General features: G+C 59.7%; 14 protein-coding genes and 1 tRNA gene. 4 read left to right on the top strand and 11 right to left on the bottom strand.

Going from position 1 to position 15,079, the window contains the following annotated elements:
* Positions 1-56: 56 nt before the first annotated feature.
* The 3 genes from AB5Z02_RS17580 to AB5Z02_RS17570 form a co-directional block, all read right to left on the bottom strand.
* Complete coding sequence (locus AB5Z02_RS17580; protein ID WP_180993723.1) at positions 57-1,052, bottom strand: lauroyl-Kdo(2)-lipid IV(A) myristoyltransferase; 996 nt, start codon at positions 1,050-1,052, stop codon at positions 57-59.
* Positions 1,053-1,202: 150 nt separating this feature from the next.
* Positions 1,203-2,192, bottom strand: coding sequence for a lauroyl-Kdo(2)-lipid IV(A) myristoyltransferase (gene lpxM, locus AB5Z02_RS17575; RefSeq protein ID WP_103251205.1), 990 nt, complete (start codon positions 2,190-2,192; stop codon positions 1,203-1,205).
* A gap of 258 nt (positions 2,193-2,450) precedes the next feature.
* Positions 2,451-3,443, bottom strand: coding sequence for a TDT family transporter (locus AB5Z02_RS17570; protein ID WP_245096692.1), 993 nt, complete (start codon positions 3,441-3,443; stop codon positions 2,451-2,453).
* 102 nt (positions 3,444-3,545) lie between these two features.
* Here AB5Z02_RS17570 and AB5Z02_RS17565 point away from each other — a divergent pair, with 102 nt between their 5' ends.
* Positions 3,546-4,451 (top strand): LysR substrate-binding domain-containing protein, encoded by a 906-nt coding sequence (locus AB5Z02_RS17565; RefSeq protein ID WP_368216557.1) that lies wholly within the window; start codon positions 3,546-3,548, stop codon positions 4,449-4,451.
* 96 nt (positions 4,452-4,547) lie between these two features.
* Here the strand turns inward: AB5Z02_RS17565 and nfo are convergent, their stop codons facing one another.
* From nfo to AB5Z02_RS17540, 5 genes are all read right to left on the bottom strand, one after another.
* Positions 4,548-5,390 (bottom strand): deoxyribonuclease IV, encoded by an 843-nt coding sequence (gene nfo / locus AB5Z02_RS17560; protein ID WP_069555787.1) that lies wholly within the window; start codon positions 5,388-5,390, stop codon positions 4,548-4,550.
* Positions 5,391-5,707: 317 nt separating this feature from the next.
* Positions 5,708-6,037, bottom strand: a complete 330-nt coding sequence (locus AB5Z02_RS17555; RefSeq protein ID WP_005333445.1) for a YbaB/EbfC family nucleoid-associated protein — start codon at positions 6,035-6,037, stop codon at positions 5,708-5,710.
* A 114-nt stretch (positions 6,038-6,151) separates the two neighbouring features.
* Positions 6,152-8,743: a DNA polymerase III subunit gamma/tau gene (gene dnaX, locus AB5Z02_RS17550; protein WP_368216556.1), complete on the bottom strand. Its 2,592-nt coding sequence runs from the start codon at positions 8,741-8,743 to the stop codon at positions 6,152-6,154.
* Positions 8,744-8,915: 172 nt separating this feature from the next.
* Positions 8,916-9,461, bottom strand: a complete 546-nt coding sequence (gene apt, locus AB5Z02_RS17545; protein WP_005352403.1) for an adenine phosphoribosyltransferase — start codon at positions 9,459-9,461, stop codon at positions 8,916-8,918.
* 134 nt (positions 9,462-9,595) lie between these two features.
* Entirely contained in the window at positions 9,596-9,973 is a 378-nt protein-coding gene (locus tag AB5Z02_RS17540) for a YbaN family protein (RefSeq protein WP_019445809.1), read from the bottom strand.
* 123 nt (positions 9,974-10,096) lie between these two features.
* Here AB5Z02_RS17540 and dusC point away from each other — a divergent pair, with 123 nt between their 5' ends.
* The 3 genes from dusC (at position 10,097) to AB5Z02_RS17525 (ending at position 12,388) form a co-directional block, all read left to right on the top strand.
* The gene (gene dusC / locus AB5Z02_RS17535) at positions 10,097-11,041 is read left to right on the top strand and encodes a tRNA dihydrouridine(16) synthase DusC (RefSeq protein ID WP_047436768.1); all 945 of its coding nucleotides are present in this window, start codon (positions 10,097-10,099) and stop codon (positions 11,039-11,041) included.
* 97 nt (positions 11,042-11,138) lie between these two features.
* On the top strand, positions 11,139-11,507 hold the full coding sequence (locus tag AB5Z02_RS17530) for a TraR/DksA family transcriptional regulator (RefSeq protein WP_368216555.1): 369 nt from the start codon (positions 11,139-11,141) through the stop codon (positions 11,505-11,507).
* 161 nt (positions 11,508-11,668) lie between these two features.
* Positions 11,669-12,388: an ABC transporter substrate-binding protein gene (locus AB5Z02_RS17525; protein ID WP_080764942.1), complete on the top strand. Its 720-nt coding sequence runs from the start codon at positions 11,669-11,671 to the stop codon at positions 12,386-12,388.
* A gap of 116 nt (positions 12,389-12,504) precedes the next feature.
* On the opposite strand, the gene yjjG is transcribed toward AB5Z02_RS17525, so the two are convergent.
* The 3 genes from yjjG to AB5Z02_RS17510 form a co-directional block, all read right to left on the bottom strand.
* Positions 12,505-13,185 (bottom strand): pyrimidine 5'-nucleotidase, encoded by a 681-nt coding sequence (gene yjjG, locus AB5Z02_RS17520; RefSeq protein WP_005333455.1) that lies wholly within the window; start codon positions 13,183-13,185, stop codon positions 12,505-12,507.
* 14 nt (positions 13,186-13,199) lie between these two features.
* Positions 13,200-14,699 carry a leucyl aminopeptidase family protein gene (locus AB5Z02_RS17515; protein WP_368216893.1) on the bottom strand — a complete coding sequence of 500 codons (1,500 nt, stop codon included), beginning with the start codon at positions 14,697-14,699 and terminating at the stop codon, positions 13,200-13,202.
* Between the two features lie 171 nt (positions 14,700-14,870).
* Positions 14,871-14,947, bottom strand: a tRNA-Met gene (locus AB5Z02_RS17510).
* Between the last annotated feature and the right edge of the window lie 132 nt (positions 14,948-15,079).

Genomic DNA, 15,079 nt, shown 5'->3' with positions numbered 1-15,079 from the left:
GACCAAATACGAAAGGCGTCTGTACCAACAAAAATGGCCCGCAAGCGGGCCAATTTTCAAGGTTCGGGCGGCAAGCCCTGACGAATGCGCTGGATCCCCGCTTCATAGAGGCCGTCATCCCCCTCCTGATGCTCCAGGGTTTCGAAGATCTTGAGAAACCACATGTACTGCTCGGGATGGCGCGCCACCTGCATCTCTACCACCCGGTTCATGGCATTGACGTCTGCCAGCAGATCGGCGGTGGGATAAGGGTCAAACGGCGGCTCAATCTCCAGCAGATAGCTACCCTCATCCTCGTCATAGCTGGCGAAGATGGGCACCGCTCTGGCACCGGTCAGCTTCACCAGCTTGGGCAATGCAGGCAGGGTTGCCTTGGGGCGGCCAAAGAAGGGAACAAACACACTCGCCTCGCGGCCGTGATCCTGATCCGGCAGGTAGAAGAAACTGGCACCAGCGCGGATCGACTTGATCGCCGGTTTGATGCCGGCGCTGCGCTCGTACACTTTGCCCCCTTTGGCCCGCTCGCGGTTGATGTACCAGTCGAACACCTGATCTTTCGGGCTCTTCATCATGGTGCACATCTCGATGCCCATCATGGAGAAGTAGCGGCCAATCATGTCGACCGCCCAAGTGTGAGGCACCACCAGGATAACCGGGCGGCCTGCAGCCTGCTCCTCTTGCACATGTTCCCAGCCGGTAACCTTGATGCGACGGGTCAGCCGCGCCTTGCTGCGCCAGCTAAGCTCGCCAAAGCCCATAAAGGTCTTGAGCCCGACCCGGATCGATTTGAGCAGCAGCGCCTGCCGTGCTGCGGCATCCAGCTCGGGAAAGCAGATTTTGAGGTTGGTATCGGCGATATAGGCCTGCTTTTTCGAAAAAAGCAGCAGGGTCGGTGAGACCAGATCGGCAAAGCGATCCCTCAATCTCGCGGGGGTAAATGCCAGCAGGGAGAGCAGGCCCAACGCGCACCAGCTGCCCCACCATTTGGGATGCAGCAGGCGGCTATGAAATGAGGTATCAAATACCGGATCTAACGCAGACATGGCGGCCATCAAGTCATCAAAAACAAACGGTTATTGTAGTGATCCTGACATTTTTTTCTACCCTGGGGAGGCTGGCCATCAGCCTGCAAGGCACTGATCAGACTAGTTATCATAAAAAATGGCCCACCTGGGGCCATTTCAATCAATCCAAATTCTGGGTCAGCCGTGGGGCGACAATCCCTTGCGGATCCGGCGTATCCCCTCTTCGTAGAGGCCATCCAGCCCCTCCTGATCTTCACGGGTATCGAAGATCTTGAGGAACCACATGTATTGACCCGGATGGCGCATCAGCTGCTGTTGCACCATGTCGTTCATCCGACAGGTATCGGCCATCACATCCTCGGTGGGGTAGTTGTCGAACGGAGCCTCAATCTCCAGCCGGTAGCAGTGGTTCGCTTCGTCATAGCAGGCGAGCAGCGGCACCGCCTTGGCGCCACTGACCTGCACCAGACGGGGCAAGGCAGGCAGGGTCGCTTTGGGATAGCCAAAGAAGGGGGCGAAGATGCTCTTCTCGCGGCCATGATCCTGATCCGGCAGATAGAAGAAGCTGCGACCGCTCTTGATGGTCCTGATCACCGCCTTGATCCCGGCGCTGCGCTCATAGACGCGGCAACCGTTCTTGGCTCGTGCCCGGTTGAGGTGCCAGTCAAACACCGGATTGCGCGCCCGTTTCATCATGGTGCACATGGGCACCCCGCGCTGGGTAAAGCAGTAACCGGCGGCATCCACCGGCCAGGTATGGGGCACCACCAGGATCACCGGACGACCGGCCGCCCGCTCCGCCTCGATATGCTCCCAACCGATCACCTGCATCCGGCTCATCAGATAACGCTGGCTGCGCATGGTGAACTCGCCAAATCCCAACAGACTCTTGAGGCCGACCCGGATCGAGGTCAGTGCAATGGCATCCCGCTCTTCCGGGCTCTTGTCCGGGAAGCAGATCTCCAGATTGGTTCTGGCGATATAGATCTGTTTTTTCGAGATACGAAACACCAGCGGTGCCAAGGCTTCGGCCAAACGGTCGCGCAATCGCACCGGCACAAAGGCCAGCAACATCAGCACACCGAGCGCCAGCCAGCTGAACCAGTAGCGGGGATGCAGAAAACGGGCTTCAAAAGAGGAGTCAAATACGGGATCTTGGGACGACATGTATTGGGGTCGAGCGAAAAAGTGGTGCTGCATTGTAGTCGTCCTGACAGGTAATACCAGTTAAATCCATGGCAAATAGCCCGCCACAGGCGCCACATCAAAAAACCATAAAAAAATGCCCCGCACTGCGGGGCATTTTGCTCGTTACACAACCAGGGTGGAGGCTCTTTGTCCATCCATCGTATGACTGGTCGTTTATCCCGTCGCTCTCGGAGCGCACTGCTTATCCATTTCCCGATGTCACATCTTCTTCAAGATTTAACGGTGAGCACCCTGGCGGGCCATGCTGTTATTCATTTCGATATTACGCTGCGGCAGAAAAAACATCAGGTAACGCAGTGCCACATACCCGACGATGACGGTAGCCACCCCCAGCTCGAAGTGGGCCAGCAGTCTGATCTGCTCGACGTAGTGACTGCCTTGCGCAAACCCTTCAACCAGATGAGCCACTTTGAACAGGGCGGTAGCACCTATCACCAGCGGGAAGGTAAAGGCGGCATAACCCGGCGAGAAGGGCAGACGCAGCAGTTTGATGAAGGCCAGATAGATGATACCGGTCATCAGGATGGCAATCCCCAACAGCACGGCTACCAGCAGCAGTGACGGCTCCTGACTGACGGTCAGGTAACCGGCCAGAGAGAGGCTGGCAGGGGCCGCCAGAATGGCGATGGTCGGTTTGGCGGCATCCGGCACTTCATGGCTGAAGATCAGGCGATAGAGCATCAGCGGCAGCATCAGGCCATAGCAGATGATCCCGAACCAGAGCAGACCGTTGGCCAGCGGGGCAAACTGACCGCCCGGGAAGGCGACGTCAGCCACGATGATCCCCACAGGCGGCACGAACCAGCTCGGCACCATGTGGTGGATTTCAAACTCTTTGGCGCGATGCCAGATAAAAGTGGCCAGGAACAGCAGGTGAACCGCCACGGCAAACAGCCAGAGGGCCTCACCCGCTTGCGGCGCAATCATACCCAGCGCTTTGGAGACCACCATGGTGCCCATGGCATAGGTCGGTACCACACTGCCCACCACGGGGTGAGCGAGATCCTGCAACAGCAGGCGGGGGTGAAGCAGAAACTTGAAGGTCAGGATCACCAGCAGCACGGCAGCAATGGCAGCGCCCAGCAGTTGCATCCGGCCATCGAAGTGACCGGCATTTTCCCAACACCAACCAAGGCTGGCGATGCCCAGCGCCAGACCCGCCATGGGGGTTGGGGCGGCAGCCAGTGATTTACGGGTTCTTGCGATCATGATGACACCTTTCTATTGATGACTATGGCGATAGGATAATGGTCCCTTATCGTTTACGATATCTAAATGAATTAAATCAATCATTCAGGAAAACCAAACACGATGAAACTGACCCTGCAGCAGCTGAAAGTGTTCGCCACCATTGCCCGCTATGGAAACCTTGGCCTTGCCGCCAACGAGCTCTGCCTGAGCAAGGGGGCCGTCTCCCAGTCGCTGCAGGAGCTGGAGCGCCAGCTCTCCACCCCGCTGTTTGACCGCATTCACCCCAGATTGCAGCTCAACAACGAGGGGCGCCTGCTGCAACCGGCCGCCGAAGAGCTGCTGACCCGGATGCAGGATATCGAGAACCTGTTCAGTCCCGATGCCGAGCCGAGCGGCCAGCTTCGCCTTGGTGCCAGCCAGACCATCGGCAACTACCTGCTCCCCACCCTGCTCGCCAGCAGCAAACAGGAGCTGGGACTCCCCCCCAAGGTGACCATCAACAACACTCACCTGCTCTGTCATGCGCTGGCCAACTTCGAGCTGGATATGGCACTGATCGAGGGGGAGAACCACCACCCCGACCTGCTCGCCGAACCCTGGCTGCAGGACGAGATGCTGGTGGTGGCTCCACCCGGTCACCCGCTTGCCAGCAAGAAGGAGCTCTCCCTCTCCCGACTGGGGGGCGAAACCTGGGTATTGCGTGAAGCACAATCGGGCAGCCGCGAGCAATTTATCCAGCAGATCCAGCCCGAGCTGCCCCGCTGGCAACCAGGGCTTGAACTCAACACCCTGGAGGCGGTGATGCTGGCGGTGGAGAAGGGGCTTGGCATCTCCTTTATCTCCCGGCTGGCAGCCTCGGATCGCCTGGCAGATAGGCGGCTGATCGCCCTGCCCCTCTCCCGCCGCTTCCCGCGCCAGCTCTCCCTTATCTGGCACAAGCAGAAGTACCACTCCACCTCCCTGCGCCACTTTATCCACTTCTGCCGGGCTCAGGTGAAGGATGCCGAGGTGAGCCGCGCAGAGTAACGCCCGCTCGGAGCGCCGCTGGCAGACCCGCCCCCCAATGACGGAAAAAGCAGAGAGGGAGCCACGGCACCCTCTCTTTGATTCGCTTGCTCGGTATCACTGCGCCAGACTGCGCAACCAGCTGATCTCCTCGCCCCAGATGGACTCGTCTATGGTCTCGAGGATCAGCGGAATGCGATCGAAGCGATCATCATTCATGATGTGGTGGAATACTGCCTCTCCCAGATTGCCCTCCCGCAAGCTGTGGTGGCGATCGACCCGGCTACCGAAGGTACACTTGGCGCCGTTGATATGCATCCCCTTGAGATAGTGAAAACCCACCGTACGGTCGAACTCGGCAAAGACGGCAGCGCAGCTCTCGGCAGTGCGCAGATCGTAGCCAGCGGCAAAGGCGTGGCAAGTATCGAAACAGATCCCGACCCGGCTCTTGTCCTCCACCCCCTCGATGATGGTGGCGAGGTGCTCGAACGACCAGCCGAGGTTGGTCCCCTGCCCGGCGGTATTCTCGATCACCGCCGTCACCCCTTCACTGCGCTCCAGCGCCCAGTTGATGGACTCGCTCACCAGCTTGAGGCTGGCCGCCTCAGGGATCTGCTTGAGATGGCTACCGGGGTGGAAGTTCAGATAGCAAAGCCCCAGTTGCTCGCAACGCTTCATCTCGTCGAGAAACGCATCGCGGGATTTGGCCAGACCATCGGGATCCGGGTGGCCCAGATTGATGAGATAGCTGTCGTGGGGCAGGATCTGCTCCGGCAGAAAACCGGCCTTGTCACAGGCCGCCTTGAAGGCACGAATGGTGGCATCCGACAAGGGGGCCGCCTGCCACTGACGTTGATTCTTGGTAAAGAGGGCAAACGCGTTGGCCCCGATGGCCTGGGCGCGGGCGATGGTATTCTCCACCCCGCCGGCCGCACTGACGTGAGCTCCAATATATTTCATACAATCTCCTCAATACGGCAAGCGGCTATTATGCCGCTCCCGCCCGGCCACGCCAAACCGGGATATCCGATAGCGGGTATCGACAAATAGTGCCGCCTATACAAGGCGCTGCGTTTCATGGCGTAATCGGCCTTCGCTGTGGCAACCTCTCCCCAGAAGGGATAGTTAGAGCCCGCCCGCGCCAGCATGGCGCCCATAAAAAAACGCAGCGTATCGCCTGAGCAATAACGCTGCATCTTTGGGTCTCTCGGCCGTCCCCCTTGCCGTGACCCGAATGGCCAGCGACAAGGGAGCAAGAATGCGCGGGGAGAGTCGCCTTAGAACGGCATCTTGAAGCCTGGCGGCAGTTGCATGCCACCGGTCAGCTCGCCCATCTTGGCCTTGTTCTGCTCTTCCACACGACGCACGGCATCGTTGCAAGCGGCGGCAACCAGATCTTCCAGCAGCTCCTTGTCATCTTCCATCAGGGAGGGATCGATCTCGATGCGACGGACGCTGTGGCTACCGGTCATGGTGACCTTGACCATGCCAGCACCGGCTTCACCGGTCACTTCCATCTGAGCCAGCTGCTCCTGCGCCTTCTGCATACGCTCTTGCATCTGTTGGGCCTGTTTCATCAGGTTCCCCATTCCACCTTTACCAAACATATGTCGTCTCTCGTCTTGAAATCCGGCATCCAGCGCCGGGCTGTGGGCTTGTCTGTCCTAGATGGGGACAGCCAAACTGCTTTTCAACCGGAAGCAAGCTCCCGGCCACGGAATTTAGCGGTTGAGGGGCTCGATGCTCTCGTGATGAAGCACGGCACCAAACCGCTGAACTAAAAACTGTACGTAGGGATCCTGCTCCAGATCCCGGGTCACCTGCTCGCGCACCCCGAGATAAAGGCGATGTTCGATCTCGAGGGGGGTCTCCTGGTCAGGCACCACACCAAGCGTCACCTCGACCTGCACCGGTTGCCCCAGCGCTGGCCCGATGATCTCGGCCAGATCGGCGCGCGCCTTGTCACTCACCAGATGGCGCTGCTCGGGTTTGAGGGTCAGCAACACCTTGTCCCCTTCCCGCGTCATCACCGAGTTGATGGCGAGCTGACGCAGCCTACCACCCACCTGAGTGTGGGCGATCAACTCGGCCCAAGCATCGCCGCAACCATTGAGCAGCGAGGAGGGGATAAGGCGAGTCGCCTCCCCCTCTTGCGGCTCGCTGTCGCTTTCGAGCTCATCCCAGTCGATGGTCTCCATCACCGGCTGAGGGGGCTCGCTCTGCGTCACAGGTGCAGTAGCCACCGCCGTGGTAACAACGGGCGGCTGGGTCACAGGGGTGGGCGTCACCGCTGGCGCCGCAGCGCTGCGCTCACCGGATCGATAGCTCGGCTGCCCGTCGAGATCCCAGGGTGGCAGATCGGTGGGCTGGGCCGGTGCCGTGACGGGAGCGTGGCTCATCACCTGAGTCTGCTCGGCAAAGCCCTGATTGAGGTACTCTTCGTAATCGCCGTTATCAACCTGCGGCTCGTAACTGTCGCCATAGAGATCCACCGGTGGCAGATCATCATAGTGACCCATCGTCGCCATCCCCTGCCCGGCCGGTTGGCTGACCGGAGCTGGCTGTTGGGTGGCGACCGGTGCAGCGGCGGGCGCTACAGGCTTAGCTGGCGAAACCGGCACCGCGCGCGGCGCAGGCGCCGCCGGGGCATCCTGACCACGCTGGCGGCTGCGCAGCATGTTTCGCTTGCCAAGCAGGCTCTGCATGCTCGATACCGCTGAAACAGCTTCAGGTGCGCTAACCGGCGTGGTTGTAGGTTCGAGCGCGGGCTCGATGCAGGCAGTCAGCGACTCGCCACGGGAATAGTCGGTATCGGCTGCGGCAGGCGCTCGATCATCAGCATCAACGGGCTGTGCGGCTGAGTGCGCAGACACATCGGGTTGCACACGTGGCAACGCGGGCTCGGGTTGATACCCCATGCCCGCAGCTTCGCGCAGCAGTTCATCCTGCTGGCTGAACAGCTCGGCGGCTTGCGCCTCCTCCTCACTGTCGGCGGGGTTGCCGATGTCATCCGTCATCGCAGGCAGGGAGACATCAACCGCGGGCACGACACTGGTGGCAACAGGGCTGGCTAGCGGTGCAGGCACGGCGCCGCTGATCGGTGCCAGTGCGGCCGATTCAGCGGCCGGGTGCTTTCCCGGCAAGGAGGCTACCGGCGTGGCACTGCTCGCCGCATTGCTCGTCATTGACGGGGGCAGCGCAGTGAGGCTGGCAGGATGCAGGGCATCGCGCCGTGGCGCAAAGGCAAGCATCCGCAGGCAGGTCATCTCCAGCGCAGTGCGGCCATCGGGGGCCCAGGGCAGATCTTTACGCCCCCCCAGCACAATCTGGTAGCAGAGCTGCACCTCTTCCGGGCTCATCGCCTTGGCCAGTTGCAGCAGGGAATCGGCATCCGCCCCCTGCTCCTGCACACTGGCAGGCAGCAGCTGCGCCATGGCGATGCGATGGAGCAGTCCCTCCAGCTCGGCATGAAGCTGATCAAAATCGGGGCCCAGGGTGGCGATCTCGGTGATCTTGGCCATGGTCGCGGGGGCATCTTGCCGCAAAATGGCTTCCAGCAGCTGGTGCAGATGGCGGTGATCGAGCGTGCCCAGCATCGCCAGCACGCTCTCGAGGCGCACGCTGCCATTGCCGTGGGCCAGCGCCTGATCGGTCAGGCTCAGGGCATCTCGCATACTGCCGTCAGCGGCTTTGGCCAGGGCCAGCAGGGCGCGTGGTTCGAAGGGCTGCCCCTCCTGATCCAGGACCCATTCGAGCTGCTTGGCAATCTGGGTCTGATCCAGACTCTTCAAATGAAACTGCAGGCAGCGCGAGAGAATGGTAATGGGTAGCTTCTGCGGATCCGTGGTGGCCAGCAGAAACTTCACATAGGGGGGCGGCTCTTCCAGGGTTTTCAGCAGCGCGTTGAAGCTGTGACGCGACAACATGTGCACTTCATCGATGAGATAGACCTTGAAGCGGCCACGGGCCGGGCGGTACTGCACGTTGTCGAGCAGCTCGCGGGTATCTTCCACCTTGGTTCGCGACGCCGCGTCAATCTCCAGCAGGTCGACAAAATTGCCCTGATCGATCTCGCGGCAGGTATCGCAGACACCGCATGGGTGGCTGCTGATCCCCTGCTCGCAGTTGAGGCTCTTGGCCAGAATACGGGCGATGGTGGTCTTGCCGACCCCGCGGGTACCGCTCAGCAGATAGGCGTGATGCAGCCGTCCCTGATCCAGGGCGTTGGTCAAGGCGGTCAGCACATGTTGCTGGCCTACCACTTGTTCAAACGTATGGGGGCGCCATTTACGCGCCAGAACCTGATAGCTCATAAATCCATCATGCAGGGAAGACAGGGCATTGAGGCCGGATGCTAACACAAATGGCGAGCTGGCTGTATCGGCTATCGGTGAGAGCGGGAGGGATCGCTTGATTTTCAAACCGATGCCCGCAAGGGCACCGGTTCAATGCAGGCCCGATGCAGAGGATCAGGCCGAAGAGGCATTACTCGCCGGCCAGCTCGACCAGTGAGACCACCTTGATGCCAGCGGCAGTCAGGCGGGCATCGCCACCCAGAGACGGCAGGGAGATGATGAAGGCCGCATCGGCCACTTCACCACCAGCACGGCGGATCAGCTTGACGGTCGCATCGACGGTACCGCCGGTCGCCAGCAGATCGTCCACGACCAGCACCTTGTCACCGGGTACGATGGCATCGGTGTGCAGTTGCAGGGTATCGGTGCCGTACTCGAGGGCATAGGACTCCTCGATCACTTCGCGCGGCAGCTTGCCCGGCTTGCGGACCGGCACAAAGCCCAGCCCCATGGCATAGGCAACCGGCGCGCCAAAGATGAAGCCGCGAGCTTCGGTGCCAACAATCTTGGTGATCCCTTGATCACGATAATGATTGGCCAGCAGATCGATGGTGGCCTTGAAGGCCTCGGCGTTCTCGATCAGGCTGGTGATGTCACGAAACAGAATGCCCGGCTTCGGATAGTCGGGAATGGTCTTGATGCTTGCTTCGATAAATTTCAGGGTTTCCGGATTCATGTGTTGACCGCTTATTTTTTTGACCCAGGGGTGGCCATTTTTTCTCAATTCCCTTCTGCGGGAAATAAAAAAGCCTGTCACGCAAAAATGACAGGCCGACTCCATAGCATTATTGCTGCAATAGCTTAGGGACTTCACTTCGCCATTGCAACTGGCTCCAGCACCGGCAGGCGCATTAACCAGGTGAGCAGGATCACCATTATGACAACCAGCAACCCCTTGACCCACAGCAGTGGCACCACCGCCAGCGACACCGAAAAGGTGAGCAAAATAAAGATAATGGCGCGCCGTCTGGCCTGGCGACGAATGCCGCGATATTGCTGCCAATCCACGATGGGCGGGCCAAACCAGGGATGGGTCAGCAACCAGCGATGAAAACGGGGCGACGAGCGGGCAAACAGAGCGGCAGCCAGCAACATGAAGGGGGTAGTCGGCAAGAGCGGCAGCACAATGCCCACGATACCGGTGGCAAATGCCAGCCACCCGAGCGCCATCAGACACCAACGCTTCATTCCGTCTCCTTGCGTGATTTATCTCCCTCTAGCCTAACAGAGTTTGAGCGGGTGCTGACAGCGGGCCGCAACCCCACTACAATCTGCGCTCTTTTTTCTTGCCACTCTCGTCGGAAAGCCGTTATGCGCGTTATTTTGGCCCCCATGCAGGGGGTACTGGATCACCTGATGCGGGAGGTTCTCACCTCCGTCAATGATTACGATCTCTGCGTGAGCGAGTTTATCCGGGTCGTCGATCAGCTGCTGCCCGCCAAGGTGTTCTACCGCCTCTGCCCTGAACTGCTGCAAGATGGCAAAACCCGCGCAGGCACCCCGGTGCGGGTACAACTGCTGGGGCAACACCCCGAGTGGCTGGCCGAGAACGCCGTGCGCGCCATCGAGCTGGGCTCCCCCGGGGTCGATCTCAACTTTGGCTGTCCCGCCCCTACGGTCAACAAGAGCAAGGGCGGTGCGGTGCTGCTCAAAGAGCCCGAGACTATCTACCGCATCGTCAAGGCGGTGCGCGAGGCGGTGCCCGCCCATCTGCCGGTGAGCGCCAAAATTCGCCTCGGTTACGATGACAAGGATCTCTATCTGGAGAACGCTCAGGCGGTCTTCCAGGGGGGCGCCAACGAGCTGGCCGTTCATGCGCGCACCAAGCGCGAAGGGTACAAGGCCCCCGCCCACTGGGAATATGTGGACGCCATTCGCCGCGCCCTGCCCATCCCCGTCACCGCCAACGGCGAAATTTGGGATCACAAAGATGCCCTCGCCTGCGCCAGGGTCTCGGGTTGCGATGCCCTGATGGTCGGGCGCGGCGCCATCTCCCTGCCCAATCTGGCCAACGTGATGAAAACCGGCTGCCCGCACATGAGCTGGGCCGAGGTGCTGCAGTTGATGGTGAGCTATACCGAGCAGGATCTGGCCAGCGAAAAAGCCGACTACTACCCCAGCCGCATCAAACAGTGGTTCAGCTATCTCAAGCGGGAATATCCCGAAGCGGACCTGCTGTTTCAGGAGATCCGGGTGCTCAAAGAGACGGCTCCCATCCGCGATGCCCTGCTGCAAGCAGCCAAAAGCCACGGCTAACCACGTTTAACTTGACGCATATCATCTTGATAGAGTTATCGGATCCCTATACTGCCCCGAATCTGTCGTCTGTCCTGTGGGGGATAATGTGTGTGAAATGACGCAAGCACAGTTGACTGTCTGGCGTAATCGCCTGCTGTCAGACTGGGCCCAAGTAAGAGCAACGCTGATCGGTCAGCTCAAAGCCTGCCGCCGTGACGAGTGGGCCGAACAGGTCGGTCACTGCGAGCAGGATCAACTGGTGGAACTGACCAGCCGGCTGGATCTGCCGAAGGTTGAGCAGAGCGTGGCCCGCCTCAAGCGGATCGATGCGGCACTCTGCCAGATGGATCTTGGCCTCTATGGCCTCTGCTCCGATTGTGAAGAGCCACTGTCCATCGAACAGCTGGAACAGGATCCGACCCTGCAACGCTGCCCGCGCTGTGAAACCCGCTATCGCAAGGGATTCCACGCCCACGAACTGTGAGGGATGCACATCTGTGCATCCGCTCAACCCTCAGCACTGGTTACTCCGTCGTTCCTGTCCAATACTCAACCGTATCAGCCTGTTCGAGGGTATGCGTTGTGTACAGACTCTTGTTGTTATGGTGTTTGTGTTGCCAGGCTACGGCACAAGAGTCATTGGTCGTGGGCTGGGTCGACTGGCAACCCTTCAGTTATCGCAATGAACAGCAACAGCTCCGCGGACTGGATGTGGAGCTGCTCAACGCCATCTTCCTGCGGGCCGGTTATCAGGCCAAATTCAGTGAAATGCCCTGGGCTCGCGTGCTGCACGAGCTGAAATTCGGCACGGTTCAACTGGCCATGTCAGCCAATATCACCGCCGAGCGGCAGCAATATGCCCGCTTCAGCCACCCCTATCGGGAAGAGGAGACGGCCATCGTCATCCGTCGGCAAGATGCCGATCGCTGGCGCGGGATCAACACCCTGGAGCAGTTGATCAACACCCCTGACTTCCATATCGGGGTGCTCAAGGGCTTTGATTACGGCAATACCTTCCGCCAGTTGATGGCAAGGCCCGAGCTGCAGCCCCGTTTGCAGATGCGCCTGCGGCTGGATCAGTTGCTGAAGATGTTGCAAGGGGGTCGGATCCAGGGGTTTATTCTGGACCCCCACGGACTGCAGGAGTGGCAGGGTAAGGATGGCGTGCAGGACAAGCTGTATATTCTGCTGCATATCGAACAGACACCGGTTCACCTGATGCTGAGCAAAGAGAGCACTACTGAGGCGCAACTGCAGCGGATCAATCAGGCTATCGATCAATTGAAACAGAGTCCCGACTATCAGCAGATCCTCGATCGCTATCAGTTCAGATCCCTGCATTCACAGGAAAACACTCATAAGTAAGGGGAGCATCAGCTCCCCTTACTGTCTCAAGCAAACCCAATCCTGTCTCAAACAACCCTGGTTGCAACTTGCCAGGACGTTTTGGTCACCGATAACGTGATGGTTAAGCCTGGCTATCAGCGTCCCAGCACAATGTCGGCAAGGTGGGCGAAGTGGTGGATTTCGTGGGTGGCATCGCACTCGCCCGCTTGCCGCGCCGGGTTGTACCAGCAGGTTGCCAGCCCCTGCGCCGCCGCCCCGGCAATATCAGTTTTCGGATTATCCCCCACCATCAGCACCCGGGCCGGATCTGGCTGTCCCATCAAGGAAAGAGTGTGCTGGAAAATAGCTGGCGCTGGCTTGGTCACCCGGATCTCGTCGGAGATCACCAGCGGCTCGAACCACTCGCTCCAGCCCAGTTTGCCGAGCCGCCCCCGCTGGGGCACGCTGAAACCATTGGTGATGATCCCCATCCGCACCTTGCTGCGCAGCTGCTGCAGAGTCTCGACCACCCCTTCGAGAGGCATGCTAAGGGCAATGATCTGCTCCAGAAAGGTGTTGTTCATCGCCATGGGATCGGCGGCAACCTGCTGGGCAAAGAGGGAGAAGCGGGTCTGCTGCAACGCCGTTGCATCGATCTCGCCGTCGTTGTACTGCTGCCAGAGCCCGTGGTTGAGGGCGTGGTACTGCGCCATGCTGGCGTCATCAGCCTGTACGCCATAGATCTGCAAGGTGTGAGTCAGCGCAGAGGCGACCGGAAAATCGAGCAGGGTTTCATCCAAATCGAACAGCACCCAGTCATAGCTTGGTTGTTTCACAGAAATCCTTGTAATCATTCAGATTGTTCAGAGGCTTGGCGACCAACTCTGCCAAGCGGGCTGGCCAGCAGATCCAGCGTGAGACGCACACCGAAGCCGGTCACTTCGCTGGAGACCACCCCATTGCCCCCCTTGTTGCGAAAACCGCTCAGGTCGAAGTGCAGCCAGGGGGTCTGCTCGGGCACGAAGTGGGCGAGGAAACGGGCCGCATCGATGTGATCCGGCGAACTGCCCGGCGCACACTGCAACACATCGGCCCACTCGCTTTCGATGTTGTCGTCGTAATCGTCATCAAGCGGGAAGGGCCAGATCCGCTCACCGCTGCGCTGACCCAGATTGACCAGCGATGTCATCCATTCGCTGCGATTGGTAAAGACGCCGCTGTAGCGGCTACCCAGCGCCCGTTTGCAGGCCCCGGTCAGGGTCGCGTAATCGAGCAGCAGATCCGGAGTATCCTGCACCGCCATCGCCAGGGTGTCGGCCAATACCATTCGCCCTTCGGCATCGGTATCGACCACCTCGATGGAGGTGCCATTGATGGCAGTCACCACCTCGCCAGGACGATAGGCGTGAGGGCCGATATGGTTCTCGGCAATGGCCAGCCAGCAGTGTACCTCGTAGGGTAGCTGAGCTCGGCTGATAGCGTAGAGGGTACCGAGCGCCACCGCGCTCCCCCCCATGTCCAGATGCATGCCATACATGCTGCCAGAGACCTTGAGGTTGTAGCCGCCAGAGTCGTGGCAGATCCCCTTGCCCACCAACGCAATGCGTCGCACCGGCTTGGGTGGGTAGTAGCTGAGCTTGACCATGGCCCCCTGATTGTCTTCCGAGCCACGAGCAACAGCCAGAAACGCCCCCGCCCCCAGCTCGGCCAGCTGCGCCTGATCATAGTGATGGCACTGCCACCCCTCATCTTGCGCCAGCTTGCTGACAAACTCGCGATAGCTGGCGGCCGTCAGCTCGGAGGCAGGCAACACCGCCAGATGGCGAGCCAGCCCGTTCCCCCCCGCTTCGCTGTAAAGGCGTGCCAAGTCCAGCACCACCGCGGGTGAAACCTTGATCTGCTGATAGCTCCAGCTGCTTTCACTGCGGCGCTTACTGGTGGGCAACGAAATATTGGCGGCAAGCAGGGCTGACAACATCACTTCGGCCAGCATCACTCGCTCGGAGGGGGAAAAACCTTCCAGATGCAGCCCGAGGCGCTCCACATTGAGCCCAGAAAGAGGAGAAATCCAGCCTCGGATCTGTTTATAGAGGCGGTGATCCCGCGTCACACTGCCGGCCACAAACATCACCTGCAACAGGGTATTGCCATGCATCAGGGTAAAGGGCGCTTTTTTCCCCAGCGCAAGCTGGGTCTGGAGACCCGCAAGGGCGGGCAGCGAAAGCAAGGACTCCTTCTGCTCTTCGGCGATCAGCAGCAGTTGCAACGGCAGCCCTTGGGCAAGGGCTTCGGCCAGCGTAGCATCCCGGCTTTCAATAGCAGGAGGAAGATAGGTGAAGGGAGTGATCACAGGCGCGTGCCTCATCCATGAAGAGATACCTGATGATACCCAACAAATGGTTGATACGACCAGTTTTGGTCTTGAAAAAGCGTCAGAAATAGCAGCAATCACCAGATGGTGACGAGCATCAAGAAGGATTGTTCAATGATTGGCAATGCAGGAAGGGAACGTACAGAAAGTTGGTTGCGGGGGCCGGATTTGAACCGACGACCTTCGGGTTATGAGCCCGACGAGCTACCGAGCTGCTCCACCCCGCGTCCGAATTGTCACCCCAAGCCGAGCAGTAGCTTGGTAGCGTTTGTCTGCTTTCGACTGTTTATACAATCGCAAGCTGACGAAAGAGTTGGTTGCGGGGGCCGGATTTGAACCGACGACCTTCGGGTTATGAG

The sequence above is a fragment of the Aeromonas sp. R2-3 genome (genome assembly GCF_040908375.1).
GTDB lineage: Bacteria > Pseudomonadota > Gammaproteobacteria > Enterobacterales > Aeromonadaceae > Aeromonas > Aeromonas veronii.
Note: the sequence above shows the minus strand (reverse complement) of the source record. Positions and strands in the feature narration are given on the sequence as shown.